This is a genomic window from Nonomuraea sp. NPDC050783, assembly GCF_040802095.1.
GTDB lineage: Bacteria > Actinomycetota > Actinomycetes > Streptosporangiales > Streptosporangiaceae > Nonomuraea.
In genome coordinates, this window is sequence record NZ_JBFAHK010000040.1 from 29,822 (window position 1) to 46,824 (window position 17,003).

Here is a 17,003-nt window from a genome sequence, read left to right on the forward strand (position 1 = left end):
ACCGACCGAATCGCCCGGAAGCAATGGAGAACACCATGGAAGCACGCATGGGCAACCCCGCGTTCGTCGTCCCCGGCGCCATGCAGGCGTTGCAGGCCCTCGGCAAGAGCGTCCACGACGCCGGCCTGCCGGCGGGCCTGCTCGACCTGGTCTACACGCGCGCCAGCCAGATCAACGGCTGCGGCGTGTGCCTGGAGATGCACGCCCGGGACATGAAGAAGAACGGCGAGAGCGACGAGCGGCTGTGGACGCTGGCCGGCTGGCGGGACGCGCCCTACTTCACCGACGAGGAGCGCGCCGCGCTGGCGCTCACCGAGGCCGTCACCCGGCTGGCCGACCGGCCGGAGGCGGTCTCCGACGAGGTCTGGAGCGAAGCCGCCGACCACTTCGACGAGAAGCAGCTCGGCGCCCTCGTCATGGCGATCGCCTCCATCAACGTCTGGAACCGCCTCAACGCCGCCACCCGCCAGGTCGCGGGCGCGTGGAAGCCCTAGTCCGCCGACAGGACCAGCCCGCTCGTCGGGACGCCGGTGCCCGCCGTGACCAGGACGTGGGCGACGCCGCCGAGCTGGTTGGCGGCGGTGCCGCGGATCTGGCGGACCGCCTCGGCGATGCCGTTCATGCCGTGGATGTACGCCTCCCCGAGCTGCCCGCCGTGCGGGTTGACCGGGAGGCGGCCGTCCAGCTCGATCCCGCCGTCCTTGATCAGGCCGGGTGCCTCGCCGCGCCCGCAGAAGCCCAGCTCCTCAAGCTGGGCCAGGACGAACGGGGTGAAGTGGTCGTACAGGATGGCCGTCCGGATGTCGGACGGGGACAGGCCGGACATCTCCCACAGCCGCCGGCCGACGACCGACATCTCGGGCAGGCCGCTCATGTCGTCCCGGTAGTAGCTGGTCATCATCATCTGGCCGGCCGCCGAGCCCTGGGCGGCGGCCGTGATGACCGCGGGCGACCTGCGCAGGTCGCGGGCGCGCTCGGCCGAGGTCACCACCAGGGCCACCGCGCCGTCGCTCTCCTGGCAGCAGTCGAGCAGGTGCAGCGGCTCCACGATCCACCGCGACGCCTGGTGCTCCTCCAGCGTGATGGGCCGGCCGTGGAACCAGGCGGCCGGGTTGGTGGCGGCGTGCCGGCGCATGGCCACGGCGACCCGGCCGAAGTCCTCCGACGTCGCGCCGTAGGCGTGCATGTACCGGCGGGCGAACATGGCGACCCAGGCCGCGGGGGTCATCAGCCCGTACGGCACGTGCCAGCTCATCTCCAGCCCCTGCGAGGTGGGCTCGCCGCCGAGTCCGGCGTTCGGCTGGCCGAAGCGGCGGCCGGAGCGCTCGTTGAAGGCGCGGTAGCAGACCACCGTGCGGGCCGCCCCGGTGGCCACGGCCATGGCCGCGTGCGCGACGGTGCCGCACGCCGCGCCGCCGCCGTACTCGACCCGCGAGAAGAACGTCAGGTCCTGGGCGCCGATCTCGCGGGCGACGGCGATCTCCTGGTTGGCGTCCTGGCTGAAGGTCACCAGGCCGTCCACGTCAGCCGGGGACAGCCCGGCGTCGTCCAGCGCCGCCAGCACGGCCTCGGCGGCCAGCCGCAGCTCCGAGCGCCCGGAGTTCTTGCTGAACTCGGTGGCGCCGATCCCGGCGACGGCGGTCCGTCCGCTCAGCATGCGCTCTCCTCCCCCAGGGTCAGGACGACGGTGCCGGTCGCGTGGTCGCCCAGGCTGACCCGGCCGCGCACCTCGACCGTCAGCTCGCCGCCCGCGCGCGAGACGACGCTGCCGTTGAAGCTCAGCCGGTCCCCCGCGTACGCCGGGACGCCCAGCCGCACGTCGATGCGCCTGATGACGGCCGCCGGGCCCGCCCAGTCGGTGACGTACCGCTCGACCAGGCCCATCGTGGTCAGGATGTTGAGGAAGATGTCCTTGGAGCCCTGGGCGCGGGCCAGCCCGGGGTCGTGGTGGACCGGCGTGTAGTCCCTGGTGGCCAGGGCCGTGGCGATGACCACGGTGGGCGTGAGGTCGATCGACAGCTCGGGCAGCGCCTCGCTCACGGCTCCTCCGGGGTCCACATCGGCAGGACGAGCTCGTCGTCCATCGGGCGGTACGTCACGCGCACCGGCATGCCGACCTCCACCTCCTCGATCGGGCAGTCCACGACGTTGCCCACGATCCGCACGCCCTCCGGCAGCTCCACCACGCCCACCACGAACGGCGTCTCCCGCCCGGGCACCGGCGGATGGTGGTGCACGACGTAGCTGTAGAGGGTGCCGCGGCCGCTCGCGACGGCGTACGAGCGGTTCGCCGAGCGGCACTGCGGGCACAGCGGTCCCGGCGGGTGGCGCAGCAGGCCGCAGTCGGCGCAGCTCTGCACGCGCAGCTCGCCCCGGCGCGCGCCCTCCCAGAAGAACGCGGTGTCCTGGTTGACCGCCGGCCGCAGCGGATAGGGCGTGCGGGCCGGCTCCTTCTCCCGGGGGCGGAACTTCAGGACGCGGAAGAGCATCCCGGCCACCGGGTCGCCGTCGTCGGCGTACCAGGTGACGGTCCAGGTGGCGAAGAAGCCGACGCCGAGGGCGGTCCGCTTGGGGCCCGCCAGGTCGGTGAAGCGGGTGGCGGGGGTCAGGTGCTCGCCCACGCGGGCGTAGCGGTGGTAGGTCTGCTCGCAGTTGGTCGCCACGACGCCGGTGTAGCCGGCGGCGTCGAGCGCGGCCATGAGGTCGTCCACCGGGGAGGGGTCCTTGGGGGCGGTGCTCAGGCCCGGCATGGTCCACACCTGGGCCATCGCGGGCGGGGCGAGGCCCCGCTCCAGGTAGGCGGGGTTCCGGTCGCCCATGGCGGCGAGCCAGTGGCGGATCATGGGGGCGTTCACCGGGTCGGCGGCCGGGGTGCCGCGCAGCTCGCCCAGGGCGGCCTGCTTCGCCGCCAGCTCGCGCAGCTCGTCGTCGGTGGGCGCCCTCATCTGGGCGGCCTCGGCAGGTTCAGGCCGAGCATCGCGATCAGCTCCCGTTGCACCTCGTTGACGCCGCCGCCGAAGGTCAGCACCACCGCGCCCTTGGCCCCGACGTCGGTGCGCTCGATCAGCTCGGCCGTCCCGGGGTCGGCGGGATCGCCGTGGCGGGCCAGCACGTCGGCGACGATCCTGCCGACCTCCTGCATGCGCTCCGAACCGTAGATCTTGGTGGCCGAGGCGTCGGGGGCGCCCAGCCAGCCGAGGTCCATGTTGGCGGCGACCTGCCAGTTGAGCAGCTCGTTCGTCCGCAGCGCCACCAGGACGCGGGCGAGGGCGCGGCGCACGTCCGGATGGTCCACCAGGCCGGTGCGGCGGGCCCAGGCGAGGAAGCGGTCGTAGGTCTGGCCGATGTTGCCGGCCGGGCCGAGCGTCACCCGCTCGTGGTTGAGCTGGTTGACGATCAGGTCCCAGCCCTTGTCCACCTCGCCGACCACCATGCTCACCGGGACGCGGACGTCGGAGTAGTAGGTGGCGTTGGTGTGGTGGCGGCCGTCCATGGTGACGATCGGGGTCCAGGAGAAGCCGGGGTCGTCGGTGGAGGCGATCATCATGGTGATGCCCTTGTGCTTCCTGGCCTCGGGGTTCGTCCGGGCGGCCAGCCAGATGTACTGGGCGTAGTGGGCGCCGCTGGTGAAGATCTTCTGGCCGTTGACGACGTAGTGGTCGCCGTCGAGCACCGCCGTGGTCCGCAGGGACGCCAGGTCCGTGCCGGCCTCGGGCTCGCTGTAGCCGATCGCGAAGTGGCACTCCCCGGCCAGGATGCGCGGCAGGAAGAAGTCCTTCTGCTCCTCGGTGCCGTACTGCATGAGCGTCGGGCCCACCGTCTGCACCGTGATGATCGGGTACGGGACGCCGGCGCGGGCGATCTCGTTGGCGAAGATCTGCTGCTCCAGGGGGCCGTAGCCGGCGCCGCCGTACTCACGAGGCCAGCCGAGGCCGAGCTTGCCGTCGCGGCCGAGGCGGCGGCAGTGCTCCATGTACGCGTCCCCGAACGGGTCCTCGGCGATCTTCCGCCGGTCCTCCTCGGACAGGCAGTCCTTGAAGTACGCGCGCAGCTCGTCGCGGAGCCCGCGCTGCTCCCGGGTCAGGTCGATGAGCATCAGACGAGCGCTCCGATCAGGTCGAGCTGGGCGTCGGCGCCGCCGAGCAGGTGGGACAGGTGCTTGGCCTGGGCGAAGTAGCGGTGCAGCGGGTAGGTGACGTCGAGGCCGAGGCCGCCGTGCAGGTGCTGGCAGGTGTGCAGGGCCTTGACGGCCTCGGCGGCGTGGTAGGCGGCCAGCGCCAGGTCCTCCTCGGCGGGCAGGCCGGCGCCGAGCCGCCACACCGCCGACCACATGGCCACGTCCAGCGCCCGGCCGGCGATGTAGACGTCGGCGATCTGCATGGTCACGGCCTGGAACTCGGCCAGCGCCCGGCCGAACTGCCTCCTGGTCCTGATGTAGCCGGTGGTCAGCTCCAGCGCGCCGGCCAGCACGCCGCTCGCCTGCGCGGCGATCGCGGCAGTGTACAGCCGCCGGGCGTCGGCGGCGGCCTCGGGGCCGGCCACCCGCTCGGCCGGGATGCCGTCGAGCGTGAGCGTGGCGGCGGGCTCGCCGGTCGAGGTGTACTCGGGGGCCGCCGCCGGGGCCTCCACCAGGAACAGGCCCTCGTCGGCGGTCACCAGGGCCGGGCCCGGGTGGAGCACGCCCGTCTTGCGGCCGGTCAGCCTCCAGCCGTCGCCGTCCCTGCGGGCGGCCGTGCGCGGCGGGTCGGCCAGGGCCCCGCCCGGCTCACGCACCGCCGTCGCGAGGCCGCCGGCGTGGCGTCGCTGCTGCTCGGGGCTGCCGTGGCGGGCCAGGGCCAGCGTGCTCGCGAGCACGGGCAGCGCGGGGACCGCCGCCGCCCTGGCGCCCACCTCGCGCAGCACCACGGCCATCTCGACCGGCCCGAGGCCGGCGCCGCCCGCCGCCTCCGGCACGCACAGGCTCAGCAGCCCGGCCCGGCGCAGCCGCTCCTCGGCCGCCCTGTCGCCCGTCCCGTCGCCCGCCTTCCCCGCCGCTCCGTCGCCCGCCTCCTTGGCCAGCACGTCGGTCGCCAGCCTCCGCACGTCCTGCTGGGTCTCGTCCAGGTTGAAATCCACGTGTCGTCCCCTAGGTCTCCAAGAGGTGCTGCCTGCCGTGCCGTACGAACTCCTCCTCGATGTCCTTCACGTCCGCCTCGGTCAGCCGCCGCAGCCCGGCCGGGGTGCGCAGCCAGACGGGGTCGCCGGTGCGCCAGCCCTCGCGGGCCAGGACCCGCTTGAGCACCTTGTGCGAGGGCGTCTGGGGCAGACCGGCGGACAGGCGGACGTAACGGGGCAGGGACTTGGCGCCGAGGTCGCGGCGGGCGGCCAGGAAGGCCGCGAACGCCTCCGGGTCGAAGCCGCCCGCCGGCACCAGCGCCGCCATCACCTGGTCGCCGGCGGCCGCGTCGGGCACCGGGTAGACCGCCGCCTCCACCACGCCGGGGAACTCGCGCAGCGCGGCCTCGACGGGGGCGGCCGACAGGTTCTCGCCGTCCACGCGCAGCCGCTCGGTGCCGCGCCCGGCGAAGAACACGTGGCCCTCGGCGTCCTGCCAGGCCAGGTCGCCGGACCAGTACGCGCCGCCGCGCACCCGCTCGGCGTCGGCCTCGGGGTCGTTGTAGTAGCCCTCGAACAGGCCATGCCCGGCGGTGTTGACCAGCTCGCCGATGGCCTCGTCCGGGTTGAGCAGGCGGCCCGCGGCGACCCGGCCGGGCGGGCAGGGCCGGCCGGTGGACGGGTCCAGGATGGCCACGCCCTCGGGCAGGCGGCCGAGACTGCCGGGCGGGCCCGAGGGGTCGGGCCTGATCGAGAGCGCGGTCTCGGTGGAGCCGAAGGCGTCGATGACCCGGCAGCCGAACCGCTCGCCGAAACGCCTGGTCGCCACCGCGCTGCCCTCGTTGCCGAAGGCGATCCGCAGCGGGTTGTCGGCGTCGTCGGGGCGCTCGGGCACGGCCAGCGCGTAGGAGAGCGCCTTGCCGACGTAGTGGAGGTACGTGCAGCCGTACCGGCGCAGGTCGGGCAGCAGGCCGGAGGCCGAGAAGCGGCGGCGCAGCACCAGGGCGGCCCCCGAGGCGACGGCCGGGGCGTAGGCGGCCATCAGGGCGGCGGAGTGGAACAGCGGCATCGAGCAGTAGACGACGTCGTCCGGGGTGAGCATGGCGGCCAGGCCGGCGCCCGGGACGGCGAGCTTGCGCTGGGTGACCCGGACGGCGCGCGGGCGGCCGGAGGTGCCGGAGGTGAAGATCAGCAGCACCAGGTCGCCGGGATCGGGCGTCACGTCCGGCGGGGGCTCCCCGGAGGCGGCCTCGGACAGCGGCCGGGCGGGCAGGCCCAGGTCGCGGGCCAGGCCCTCGTAGGGCGCGTCGAACAGGACGAGGCCGACGTCGGTGGCGCGGGCGTCGCGGGCCAGCTCGGCGGGTGGGCGGGTGGGGTTCAGCGCCACGACCACCCGGCCCGCCAGCGCCGCCCCGCCCACCAGGAAGACCAGGCCGGGGACGTTGTCGCCGAGCACGCCGACGTGCGAGCCCGTGCCGCGCCGGGCCAGCCACGCCCCCGCCGAGCGGCAGGCGGCGACGTACGCGCGCCACGACCAGGCCGCGTCCTCGAACAGCAGCCCGGGTCGGTCGTCGTCGGCCCGTGCGCGCAGCAGGGCCGCGAGGGTGTTCGCGGTCATGCCGCCTCCACACCAAGCGCTCGGTCAGCAGATGGCAAACTAGAACAGATTCTAATAATTGTCCAGAGGCCACCCTGCTGAAAAGTCGCGATATATGGCGGTAATGCGGCAGACATGGGCTGATAGGGGATTGTTTGTGACTGCCGAGTAACAAGCCGCGGCCCCGGTGAATCAGATAACGTGTTCTCATGCGCATCCCGTCCGCGACGATCGCCACCTCTCCCGACGGCGAGGGGAGCGTCCGCACGCGCAGCCAGCACCAGCGCCGCAAGCGCATCGTCCAGGCCGCCGCCGCCCTCGCCTCGCGCGGCGGGGTCGAGGCCATGCAGATGCGCACGGTGGCCGAGCGCGCCGGCGTGGCCCTCGGCACGCTCTACCGCTACTTCCCGTCCAAGATGGACCTGGTGGTGGCGGTGGTCGGCGAGGAGATCGACCTGCTGGAGAGCAGCATCGAGCGCCGCCCGCCGGGCGCGGCCACGCCCGCCAGCCGGGCCGTCGACGTGCTGATGCGGGCCACCCGGGGGCTCATGCGCGAGCCCGAGCTGGCCGACGCGCTCATCCGCTCGCTGATCCTGGCCGAGGTCCAGACCCCGTTCGGCGACCGGATGACGGGGCTGCTGCTGCGGGTGGCGGCCGACGGGCTCGGCTTCGAGCAGGCCACCGAGGAGCAGCGCGACCTGGCGGGGTCGCTGGCCGGCGTGTGGGTGCAGGAGCTGCTGGAGATGCTGCGCGGCCGGCGCACCTACGACCAGATCCAGCGCCGCATCGAGACCGCCGCCTCCCGCCTCCTCGCCGACCTCTGAGCCCCGCTCCCCCGGTCACGGCCCGGACGGCCCCGCGCCTGCGGCCATGGCCGCCGGGGTGCCCCGCGCCCCGGCGGCCCGTCCCTCACAGGGTGTGGACGAGCACGGCCTCCTCGCGCTCCTCCGCCCCCTCGTCCTCCTCCTGGCGGCCGGGCTTGAGCACCAGCGCCGCGACGGCGAAGGACACCACGACCAGGGCGACCCCGATGAGGAAGGCGAGCCGGTAGCCGCCGGTCAGCGCCTCCGCCTCGGGCCGGCCCGCGGCGGTCAGCGCCGCCGTGCGGGTGGCCGACAGGGTGGCCAGGACCGCCAGCCCCAGCGCCGCGCCGACCTGCGCGGTGGTCTGCACCAGGCCGGAGGCCAGGCCGGCGTCCCGCGCGGTGGCACCCGACATGGCGAGGGCGGCCAGCGCCGGGAACGAGCCGCCGACCCCGGCTCCGACCAGCACCGTCGCGGGCAGCACCGACACCAGGTAGTTCCCGTCCACCGGCACCCGGGCGAACCAGGCCAGCCCCGCCGCGATCAGCACGAGCCCGCCGAGCAGCGTCCGCTTCGCGCCGAAGCGGGTGACCAGCCGCTCCGACCAGCGCAGCGACAGCGCGCCCATCACGATCGTGAGCGGCAGGAACGCCAGGCCGGTGCCGAGGGAGTCGTAACCGAGCACCCGCTGCAGGTAGAGCACGCCCAGGAAGAACATCGCGAACATGCCGGCCACGGTCAGCGCCTGGATGAGGTTGGCCCCGGTGACGTTGGCCGAGCGGAAGATCCGCAGCGGGACCAGCGGGTTGCGGGCCGTGGCCTCACGCAGCACGAACAACACGAGCAGCAGCAGCGACACCCCGCCGTGCGCCAGCGTCTCGCCGGCGGTCCAGCCCAGCTCGGCGGCGGGCTTGACGATGGTGTAGACGCCGAGCATGAGGGCGGCGGTGATGAGCACCGCGCCGGGCAGGTCCGCGCCCCGGCCGAGGCCGATCCCGCGGTCCTTCGGCAGCAGCCGCAGCGCCGCCACGCCGGTGGCCAGCCCGATCGGCAGGTTGATGAAGAAGATCCAGTGCCAGGTGAGGCTCTGGGTGAGCACGCCGCCGGCCAGCAGCCCGACCGCGCCGCCCGCCGAGGCGACGAAGCTGTAGAAGCCGATGGCGCGGGCCCGCTCGCGCGGCTCGGGGAACATGGTGACGATCACGCCGAGGATGACGGCCGAGGTCATGGCCCCGCCGACGCCCTGCGCGAACCGGGCGGCGATCAGCACCTCCTGGCTGCCGGCCAGTCCGCAGGCCAGCGAGGCCAGCACGAACACCGCCAGCCCGGCCAGGAAGACGCCCCGCCGGGAGACCAGGTCGCCGAGCCGGCCGGCGAGGAGCAACAGGCCGCCGAAGGCGATCAGGTACGCGTTCACCACCCAGGCCAGGCCCGAGGAGGTGAAGCCGAGGTCGTTCTGGATGGCGGGCAGCGCGACGTTCACCACGGTGGCGTCGAGGACGATCATCAACATTCCGGTGCAGAGCACGGCGAGCGCGATCCAGCGCGAACGGTCCGTCTTCATGGTGATTCCTTCACATCCGGTAGGAGGTTCACCTGTATCGACCGGACGGCCGCGGAAAACTCATCGGACTGTCGGTGGCGACGTTTATAAGGGGAGTATGAGCGACAAGCCGACGAACGACGACTTCCTCCGCCAGGCCGATCCCATGCGGCGCGAGCTGCTGGCGCACTGCTACCGCATGATGGGCTCGGTGCACGACGCCGAAGACCTCGTCCAGGAGACCTACCTGCGGGCGTGGCGGGCCTACGACGGCTTCGAGGGGCGCTCCTCGCTGCGTACGTGGATGTACCGCATCGCGACCACCACCTGCCTGACCGCGCTGGAGAGCCGCGGCCGGCGGCCGCTGCCGACCGGGCTCGGCGCGCCCAGCGCCGAGGCGACCGCTCCGCTGGCGCGCGACGACGAGGTGCCGTGGCTGGAGCCGGTGCCCGATTCGCTGGTGGGCGCCGGGGCGAGCGGGCCGGCGGGCGACCCGGCCACGATCGTGACCGCGCGCGAGAGCATCCGGCTCGCGCTGATCGCCGCGTTGCAGCACCTGCCGCCGCGGCAGCGCGCGGTGCTCGTCCTGCGCGACGTGCTGAAGTGGAAGGCCGCCGAGGTGGCCGAGGCCGTCGGCGTGTCCACCGCGGCCGTCAACAGCATCCTGCAGCGGGCCAGGGCCCAGCTCAACGAGGCGGCGCCGAGCCTGGACGACCCGGTGGAGCCGCTGACCGAGGAGCAGCGGGCGCTGCTCGACCGCTACGTCGCCGCGTTCGAGAACTACGACGTGGACGACCTGGTGCACCTGTTCACCAAGGACGCGGTGTGGGAGATGCCGCCCTTCACCGGCTGGTACCAGGGCCCCGAGACGATCGCCCAGCTCACCAGGACGCAGTGCCCCGCGCAGCGGGCCGGCGACCTCAAGCTGGTGCCGGTGGCGGCCAACGGGCAGCCGGCGTTCGCGGTCTACCTGCGCGAGGACGGCGGCTACCGGCAGTTCGCGATCATGGTGTTGACGCTGGCGGGCGGCGCCGTCGGCCACGTCGGCATGTTCTTCGAGGAGGGCCTGTTCGAGACCTTCGAGCTGCCCGCCACTTTGCCCGCCGAGGCTTCCGCGGCAAAGTAGAACGCGTTACAGTCGCGCCAGAGCATCATTCTGCTGGAGGCGACTGTGGGCACACCTGTGATCGTCGAGGCCGTTCGTACCCCCATCGGCAAGCGGGCGGGCCGGCTCGCCGGGCTCAAGCCGCAACAGGTTCTCGCCACCGCGCTCAACGGGCTCGTCGAGCGGTCGGGCCTCGACCCTGCGGCCGTCGAGCAGGTGTTCGCCGGCTGCGTGACGCAGGCGGGCGAGCAGGGCGGGCACGTCGGCCGGGGCTCGTGGCTGTACGCCGGGCTGCCGTACGGCACGGGTGTCACCACCGTGGACGCGCAGTGCGGCTCGTCCCAGCAGGCCGTCCACCTGGCCGCCGCCATGATCGGCGCGGGCGTGATCGAGGTGGGCGTCGGCTGCGGCGTGGAGATGATGAGCCGCGCGCCGCTCGGCAGCAACGTGCTGCCCGCCAACCCGCGGCCCGACGACTGGAGCATCGACCTGCCCGACCAGTTCACCGCCGCCGAACGCATCGCGAGGCGGCGCGGCCTCACGCGCGAGCGGCTCGACTGGTTCGGGGCGCGCTCGCAGCACCTGGCCGCCAAGGCGTGGGCCGACGGGCGTTTCGAGCGCGAGATCGTGCCGGTCGGCGACGTCCGCAGGGACCAGGGGCTGCGCGAGACCACCGTGGACGGGCTGGCCCGCCTCAAGCCGGTGGCGGAGGGGGCCCTGCACACGGCGGGCACCTCGTCCCAGATCTCCGACGGCGCCGCCGCGGTGCTGGTGATGAGCGAGGAGGCGGCGCGGCGGCACGGGCTGCGCCCCCGGGCGCGCATCCGGGCGCAGGCGCTGGTCGGCGCGGAGCCCTACTACCACCTCGACGGGCCGGTGGACGCGACGGCCAAGGTGCTGGCCGACGCCGGCATGGCGATCGGCGACATCGACAGGTTCGAGGTCAACGAGGCGTTCGCCTCGGTCGTGCTGTCCTGGGCGAGCGTGCACGAGCCCGACCTGGACCGGGTCAACGTCAACGGCGGCGCGATCGCGCTCGGCCATCCGGTGGGCGCGACCGGCGCGCGGCTGATCACCACGGCGCTGCACGAGCTGGAGCGCGCCGACGCGACGACCGCGCTGGTGACCATGTGCGCGGGCGGCGCGCTGGCCACCGCGACGATCCTGGAGCGGGTCTGACGTATCCGGCGCCTGTTGAGCACACTCTGTACGCATTCGGGGGGCAGATGAAGAGCAGACGCAGACCGTACGCGCAGCAGCGCCCGCAGGGCCTCGGCGGCGGGGTGTGGAGCGTGCCGGTGCCGATCCCGGGCAACCCGCTCGGCTACACGCTCGTCTACGCCGTCGAGTCGCCGAAGGGCCCCGTGCTGGTGGACGCCGGATGGAACCACCCCGAGGCGTGGGAGGCGCTGAGCGGCGGCCTGGCGGCGCTCGGGCTCGACGTGGGCGCGGTGCGCGGCGTGGTCGTCACCCACTTCCACCCCGACCACGCCGGGCTCGCCGGCCGGGTCAGGGACGCCTCCGGAGCCTGGATCGCGATGCACGAGGACGACGCGGCCCTGGTCCGGCTCATGCGCGAGTACGCCGGCAGCGAGCACGCGGCCTTCCAGACCGACATGCTCCGGCGGGCCGGGGCCGACGCGGTCGAGGCCGGCGCGGTCATGGGCGAGCGGCCGTCCCCGCCCGCCCTGCCCGACCGCGAGCTGCGCGACGGCGACCTGGTGGACCTGCCGGGGCGCAAGCTGCGGGCCGTCCACACGCCCGGGCACACGCCGGGGCACATCTGCCTGCACCTGGAGGACGCCGACCGGCTGTTCACCGGCGACCACGTCCTGCCCGACATCACCCCGCACATCGGGATTTATCCGTACGATCGCGACGACATCGATCCGCTGGGCGACTTCCTGGGGTCGCTGGAGCGGGTCGGGGAGATGGGGATGCTCGACGCGCTGCCCGCGCATGAATGGATATTTCCGGATGTGGCGGCACGGGCCGCCGAAATCCGCGACCATCACGAGGAGAAGCTCGACCGGCTGCTCGCCCTCCTGACCCGGCGGCCGGAGCCGCTGACCATCTGGGAGGTCGCCGCGATGATGACCTGGAACAAACCGTGGGACACCATGTCCCCCATGCTGCGGGGCATGGCCGCCGGGGAGGCCGCGGCCCACCTGCGGACGCTGGAGGCCCGCGGCCGCGTCCGCCGCGTCACGGCGGCGGCCGATCCCGTACGTTTCCAGGCTCTAGACTCCTAGACATCCGATGTCCAGGGAGAAGAGCGTGGCGGTCACCGACGCGGCCATCGACAGGATCAAGCAGATGATCGTCTCGGGCGAGCTGGCCCCCGGCGACCGGCTCCCGAAGGAGGCCGACCTGGCCGAGCGGCTCGGCCTCTCGCGCAACTCGCTGCGCGAGGCCGTCCGCGCGCTGTCCCTCATCAACGTGCTCGACGTGCGCCAGGGCGACGGCACCTACGTCACCAGCCTGGAGCCGCGGCTGCTCCTCGACACCATGTCCTTCGTGCTCGACCTGCACCGCGACGACACGGTGCTGCAGTTCTTCGAGGTCCGGCGCATCCTGGAGCCGGCCGCCACCGCCATGGCGGCCGAGCTGATGAAGGACGAGGAGATCGAGGAGCTGCGGGTCATCCTGGAGGAGCTGCCCGAGCGGCCCACGATCGAGGAACTGGTCGCCAACGACCTGCGCTTCCACCAGCGCATCGCGCAGGGGTCCGGCAACGCCGTGCTGTGCTCGTTCATCGAGAGCCTGTCAGGTCCGACCACCCGGGCACGGGTGTGGCGCGGGCTCACCCAGGAGGGCGCGATGCAGAAGACCCGCGAGCAGCACACCGCGATCTACGAGGCCATCGCCGCCCGCCAGGCCGACGTGGCCCGCTCCTGGGCCACGGTGCACGTGGCAGGCGTCGAGTCCTGGCTCCGCAAGGCCCTCGACCTGGACTGACACTCCCCCGCCCAGGCCCTGGCCGTCCGCCCTGACGGCGTCGGACGCGCCACCACACCAGCGACCAACGTGTCAGCGACATGGCGACCGACGTGTCAGCAACGTGGCGGCCGGCGTGTCACGTACCCGGCGGCCAGCGTGTCACGCTAGACGCATGGGAAGCACAACGGTGCCTTCGGCCCGCTGCTTGAAGGCTTCGTCCTCATGGAGCTCGCCCGGCAGCTCACCTGGGCCGAGGAGCGGGTGCAGCTCCACCACTACCGGACCAAGGACGGCACCGAGGTGGACGCCGTGCTGGAGAACCGGCGAGGGCTCGTCGTCGGCATCGAGGTCAAGGCCGCCTCCACCGTACGGGCGGAGGATTTCCGAGGGTTGAAGCACCTGGCGGAACGGCTGGGCGACGATTTCATCGCTGGCCTGGTGTTCTACACCGGCACGCAGACCCTCCCCTTCGGTGACCGCATGCGTGCCATGCCCGTGAGCGCGCTGTGGGAGGTCGGGTGAGGGATACTCGTGCGGTGATCATCATTGAGGTCTCGCCGCACGACGACCCGCTCGGGGGCGAGCTGCTGGCGTTGCAGAAGGCCGCGTACGCCGTCGAGGCGGAGCTCATCGGCGACGACCGCATCCCGCCGCTGCACGAGAGCCTGGCCGAGCTACGGGCTCAGGAGCTGCGCTGGCTGGCCGCCGTGGACGGCGAGCGGGCGGCGGGCGGACGCGGGCGGCCGGTCGGGGCCGTGGCGTGGGAGGAGAGCATCGACGAGATCGACATCAACCGGCTCGTCGTGCACCCGTCGGCGGCGCGGCGCGGGTTCGGGCGGGCGCTGGTCGAGGCGGTGCTGGCACGGGCCGGCGGGCGGCGGGTCGTGGTGTCCACCGGACGGGACAACGTCCCGGCGCGCAGGCTGTACGAGGGCCTGGGCTTCACGCTGCTCGGCGAGACCGAGGTGATCCCCAGCCTGTGGATCGCCGCCTACGCCCGCCGACACTCGGCCCCGACCCCCGCCGACGCCCGATGAAGATCGTGATACCCGGGGGAACCGGGCAGGTGGGAGCCGTCCTCGACCGCGCGCTGACCGCCGCGGGCCACGACGTCGTCATCCTGACCAGGCGTCCGGCGCGCGAGCGTGACGTCCGCTGGGACGGCGAGACCCTCGGTCCGTGGGCGGAGGAGATCGACGGCAGCGACGTCGTGATCAACCTGGCGGGGCGCAGCGTCAACTGCCGCTACACGCCGGACAACCTGCGCGCCATGATGACGTCGCGGATCCGCTCCGCTCGGGTGGTGGGGGCGGCGATCGCGGCCGCCGCCCGGCCTCCCCGGCTCTGGTTGCAGATGAGCACCGCCACGATCTACGCCCACCGCTTCGACGCCCCGAACGACGAGCCGACCGGCGTGCTCGGCGGCTCCGAACCCGGCGTGCCCCGCTACTGGCGCTACAGCGTGGAGATCGCGAAGGCGTGGGAGCAGGCGCAGGAGCAGGCGGAGACTCCCGCCACGCGCAAGGTCAGCCTGCGTACCGCCATAGTGATGAGCCCCGATCGCGGCGGCGCCTTCGACGTCCTGCTGCGGCTGGTGCGGCTCGGCCTGGGCGGCCCGGTCGCGGGCGGCGGGCAGTACGTGTCGTGGATCCACGACCGTGACTTCGTCCGCGCCGTCGCGTTCCTGATCGGCCGGGACGACCTCGCGGGGCCGGTCAACCTCGCCGCCCCCGCTCCCCTGCCGCAGCGCGCGTTCATGCGCGTGCTGCGCGCCGCCTGGGGCATGCCGGTGGGTCTGCCCGCGACGCGGTGGATGGCCGAAGTCGGCGCGCTCGCGTTGCGCTCGGACACCGAACTGCTGCTGAAGAGCCGCCGCGTCGTCCCCACCCGCCTGCTCGAAGCAGACTTCTCCTTCGACTACCCGGAGTGGCCCCAGGCCGCCCACGACCTCGTACGACGAACCCGCGAACGCCCCATCTCAACCGGGTGAGCCCAACCCCCAGACACCCCGAGCCGACCGACCGGATCCCGAAAACGCGGCACGATCCGGGAACGCGGCACGACCCGGGAACGCGGCACAACCCGGGAACGCGGCACAACCCGGGAACGCGGCACAACCCGGGAACGCGGGATAGCCCGGGAGTACGAGGCGGCCCGGGCGGACCCGGATGCCCGCATCGGCCCGGTCCGGCCGAGCGAGTCCGAGTGCCCCGGATGGTCCGGATCGGCCGGGCGGTCCCGCGCGGCCGGATGATCCGGGGCGGCCGGATGATCCGGGGCGGCCGGGCAGGGCCGGACGGTCCGGGTCGGCCGGGTGGGGGCTGCGTCAGGACGACTGGCCTCTGGGCAGTAGTCCTTCTGCTTCCAGGTCCTCCCACAGTGCCTCCGGGACCGGGCGCGACCACAGGGCGGCGTTCGCCGTGACCTCCTCGGCGCTGCGCGCCCCCAGGACGATCGTGGCGATGGCCGGGTGGCGCAACGGGAAGGCCATGGCGGCCTGGGGCAGGGTGACGTCGTGGCGCTCGCAGATCCCGGCGATGCGGGTGGCCCGCTCCAGCAGCGGCCCGGAGGCGGGCTGGTAGTCGAAGGTGCCCGCCGGCCGGTGCGTGGCCAGGATGCCGCTGTTGAAGACCCCCGCCGCCAGCACCTTGACCCCCCGCTCGGCACACGCCTCCAGCAGGGGCAGGCCGGACTGGTCGAGGAGGGTGTAACGGCCGGCCAGCATGACCACGTCGATGTCGGTCTCCTGGACGAAGCGCAGCGGCACCTGCCACTGGTTCATGCCGAGCCCGATCGCCTGCACCACGCCCTCGGAGCGCAGCTCGGCCAGCGCCGGGTACGCCTCGCCGAGCGCCTGCTCGACGTGCTCGTCGGGGTCGTGGATGAGCGCGACGTGCACGGCGGGCAGCCCCATCCGCTCCAGGGACTCCTCCAGCGACCTGCGCACGCCGTCGCGCGAGAAGTCCCATTTCCGGGCCAGCTCGGCCGGTACGTCGAAGACGTCCGCGTCCCGCCCGGCACCCGCCACCGCCGCCGCGGGCACCAGCAGCCGGCCGACCTTGGTCGACAGGACGTAGCCCGAGCGCCCGGCGAGCGCCGCGCCGAGGCGGCGCTCCGACAGGCCGAGGCCGTAGTGCGGCGCGGTGTCATACAGCCGGACGCCGCTCTCCCAGGCGGCGTCCACCGTGGCGCGGGCCTGCTCGTCGGTGACCTCCTCGAAAAGGTTACCGATAGGCGCACCGCCTAACCCGTGACGCGGCAACTCGATCACGCCATGCCCCCCATCGTCGTGCCCCCCATCGCCATGCCTTCCGTCGCGGCCCCTCTCATCGCAACACCTCTCGTTGCGGCCCCTCTCGTTGCAACACCTCTCATCGCGGAACTCCCCATCGCGGCGCCTCTCATCGCGGAGCTCCCCGTTGCAGAACTCCCATCGCTGAACTTCCCATGGGAGTGCCTCCCGTGGCGCTGCTTCCCGCCATCGAACCTCCCACCGCCGTACCTCCCACCGCCGTACCTCTCGTCAGTCCTGTGCCTTCCCACCCCGCGATGCGGCTGATCACCAGGGCGATCAGGATGATGGCACCGTAGATGACCGGCTGCCAGCCAGAAACCGGAGGCGCCGACCAGCGTCAGGATGTTCCGCACCAGGCCGCTCACCAGCACGCCGGTGAGCGCGCCGAGGCGGTCGGTCTCCGGGATGCGGCGAGCGGGGCCAGCGTGAGCGGGCCAGTGTGAGCGGGCCAGTGTGAGCGGGCCAGTGTGAGCGGGCCAGTGTGAGCGGGGCCAATATGCCGCCGAGGATGAACACGCCGGCTTGACCACCCGGCTTGACCACCCGGCTTGGCCACCCGGCTTGGCCGTGGCGTTCTGTGCGTTCGTGCCGGGTATGAGGTCCGCTCTGAGCTCGCCGCCGGCCGT

Annotated in this window: 16 protein-coding genes and 1 pseudogene; 9 read left to right on the forward strand and 8 right to left on the reverse strand. The window is 73.3% G+C overall.

Annotated features, from left to right (window positions below):
• The first annotated feature begins 35 nt into the window (after positions 1 to 35).
• A complete protein-coding gene (locus tag AB0H75_RS47770; RefSeq protein ID WP_367808272.1) occupies positions 36 to 494 on the forward strand; it encodes a carboxymuconolactone decarboxylase family protein in 459 nt (152 codons plus the stop codon).
• Here AB0H75_RS47770 and AB0H75_RS47775 read toward each other — a convergent pair.
• Genes AB0H75_RS47775 through AB0H75_RS47800 form a run of 6 tightly spaced genes read right to left on the reverse strand, consistent with a single transcriptional unit; the run spans position 491 to position 6,712 of the window.
• The gene (locus AB0H75_RS47775) at positions 491 to 1,657 is read right to left on the reverse strand and encodes a lipid-transfer protein (RefSeq protein ID WP_367808274.1); all 1,167 of its coding nucleotides are present in this window, start codon (positions 1,655 to 1,657) and stop codon (positions 491 to 493) included. The genes AB0H75_RS47770 and AB0H75_RS47775 overlap by 4 nt on opposite strands.
• Positions 1,651 to 2,040: a MaoC family dehydratase gene (locus AB0H75_RS47780; protein WP_367808276.1), complete on the reverse strand. Its 390-nt coding sequence runs from the start codon at positions 2,038 to 2,040 to the stop codon at positions 1,651 to 1,653. Before AB0H75_RS47780 ends, AB0H75_RS47775 begins: the two co-directional genes overlap by 7 nt.
• Positions 2,037 to 2,945: a bifunctional MaoC family dehydratase N-terminal/OB-fold nucleic acid binding domain-containing protein gene (locus tag AB0H75_RS47785; RefSeq protein ID WP_367808278.1), complete on the reverse strand. Its 909-nt coding sequence runs from the start codon at positions 2,943 to 2,945 to the stop codon at positions 2,037 to 2,039. Before AB0H75_RS47785 ends, AB0H75_RS47780 begins: the two co-directional genes overlap by 4 nt.
• Positions 2,942 to 4,096, reverse strand: a complete 1,155-nt coding sequence (locus AB0H75_RS47790; protein ID WP_367808280.1) for an acyl-CoA dehydrogenase family protein — start codon at positions 4,094 to 4,096, stop codon at positions 2,942 to 2,944. The genes AB0H75_RS47785 and AB0H75_RS47790 overlap by 4 nt, the downstream gene beginning before the upstream one ends.
• Positions 4,096 to 5,115, reverse strand: coding sequence for an acyl-CoA dehydrogenase family protein (locus AB0H75_RS47795; RefSeq protein ID WP_367808282.1), 1,020 nt, complete (start codon positions 5,113 to 5,115; stop codon positions 4,096 to 4,098). Before AB0H75_RS47795 ends, AB0H75_RS47790 begins: the two co-directional genes overlap by 1 nt.
• A 10-nt stretch (positions 5,116 to 5,125) precedes the next feature.
• Entirely contained in the window at positions 5,126 to 6,712 is a 1,587-nt protein-coding gene (locus AB0H75_RS47800) for an AMP-binding protein (protein WP_367808284.1), read from the reverse strand.
• 188 nt (positions 6,713 to 6,900) lie between these two features.
• On the opposite strand from AB0H75_RS47800, the gene AB0H75_RS47805 reads away from it, so the two are divergent.
• A complete protein-coding gene (locus AB0H75_RS47805; protein WP_367808286.1) occupies positions 6,901 to 7,515 on the forward strand; it encodes a TetR family transcriptional regulator in 615 nt (204 codons plus the stop codon).
• Between the two features lie 85 nt (positions 7,516 to 7,600).
• Here AB0H75_RS47805 and AB0H75_RS47810 read toward each other — a convergent pair whose 3' ends face one another.
• On the reverse strand, positions 7,601 to 9,058 hold the full coding sequence (locus AB0H75_RS47810) for an MFS transporter (protein ID WP_367808288.1): 1,458 nt from the start codon (positions 9,056 to 9,058) through the stop codon (positions 7,601 to 7,603).
• A 97-nt stretch (positions 9,059 to 9,155) separates the two neighbouring features.
• Between AB0H75_RS47810 and AB0H75_RS47815 the strand changes: the two genes are divergently transcribed.
• The 7 genes and pseudogenes from AB0H75_RS47815 to AB0H75_RS47845 all read left to right on the forward strand — a co-directional run bounded on the left by AB0H75_RS47815 (position 9,156) and on the right by AB0H75_RS47845 (position 15,072).
• Positions 9,156 to 10,163 (forward strand): sigma-70 family RNA polymerase sigma factor, encoded by a 1,008-nt coding sequence (locus AB0H75_RS47815; protein ID WP_367808290.1) that lies wholly within the window; start codon positions 9,156 to 9,158, stop codon positions 10,161 to 10,163.
• Positions 10,164 to 10,208: 45 nt separating this feature from the next.
• A complete protein-coding gene (locus tag AB0H75_RS47820; RefSeq protein ID WP_367808292.1) occupies positions 10,209 to 11,321 on the forward strand; it encodes a steroid 3-ketoacyl-CoA thiolase in 1,113 nt (370 codons plus the stop codon).
• A 47-nt stretch (positions 11,322 to 11,368) separates the two neighbouring features.
• On the forward strand, positions 11,369 to 12,394 hold the full coding sequence (locus AB0H75_RS47825; RefSeq protein ID WP_367808294.1) for an MBL fold metallo-hydrolase: 1,026 nt from the start codon (positions 11,369 to 11,371) through the stop codon (positions 12,392 to 12,394).
• Positions 12,395 to 12,401: 7 nt separating this feature from the next.
• Positions 12,402 to 13,100, forward strand: a complete 699-nt coding sequence (locus AB0H75_RS47830; protein WP_367808296.1) for a FadR/GntR family transcriptional regulator — start codon at positions 12,402 to 12,404, stop codon at positions 13,098 to 13,100.
• Positions 13,101 to 13,277: 177 nt separating this feature from the next.
• A pseudogene (locus AB0H75_RS47835) lies at positions 13,278 to 13,604 on the forward strand (DUF4143 domain-containing protein); the annotation flags it as partial.
• Between the two features lie 14 nt (positions 13,605 to 13,618).
• Positions 13,619 to 14,119, forward strand: a complete 501-nt coding sequence (locus AB0H75_RS47840; protein WP_367808298.1) for a GNAT family N-acetyltransferase — start codon at positions 13,619 to 13,621, stop codon at positions 14,117 to 14,119.
• Positions 14,116 to 15,072, forward strand: coding sequence for a TIGR01777 family oxidoreductase (locus AB0H75_RS47845; protein WP_367808300.1), 957 nt, complete (start codon positions 14,116 to 14,118; stop codon positions 15,070 to 15,072). Before AB0H75_RS47840 ends, AB0H75_RS47845 begins: the two co-directional genes overlap by 4 nt.
• A gap of 336 nt (positions 15,073 to 15,408) precedes the next feature.
• Here AB0H75_RS47845 and AB0H75_RS47850 read toward each other — a convergent pair whose 3' ends face one another.
• On the reverse strand, positions 15,409 to 16,353 hold the full coding sequence (locus tag AB0H75_RS47850) for an aldo/keto reductase (protein WP_367808302.1): 945 nt from the start codon (positions 16,351 to 16,353) through the stop codon (positions 15,409 to 15,411).
• Positions 16,354 to 17,003 lie beyond the last annotated feature (650 nt).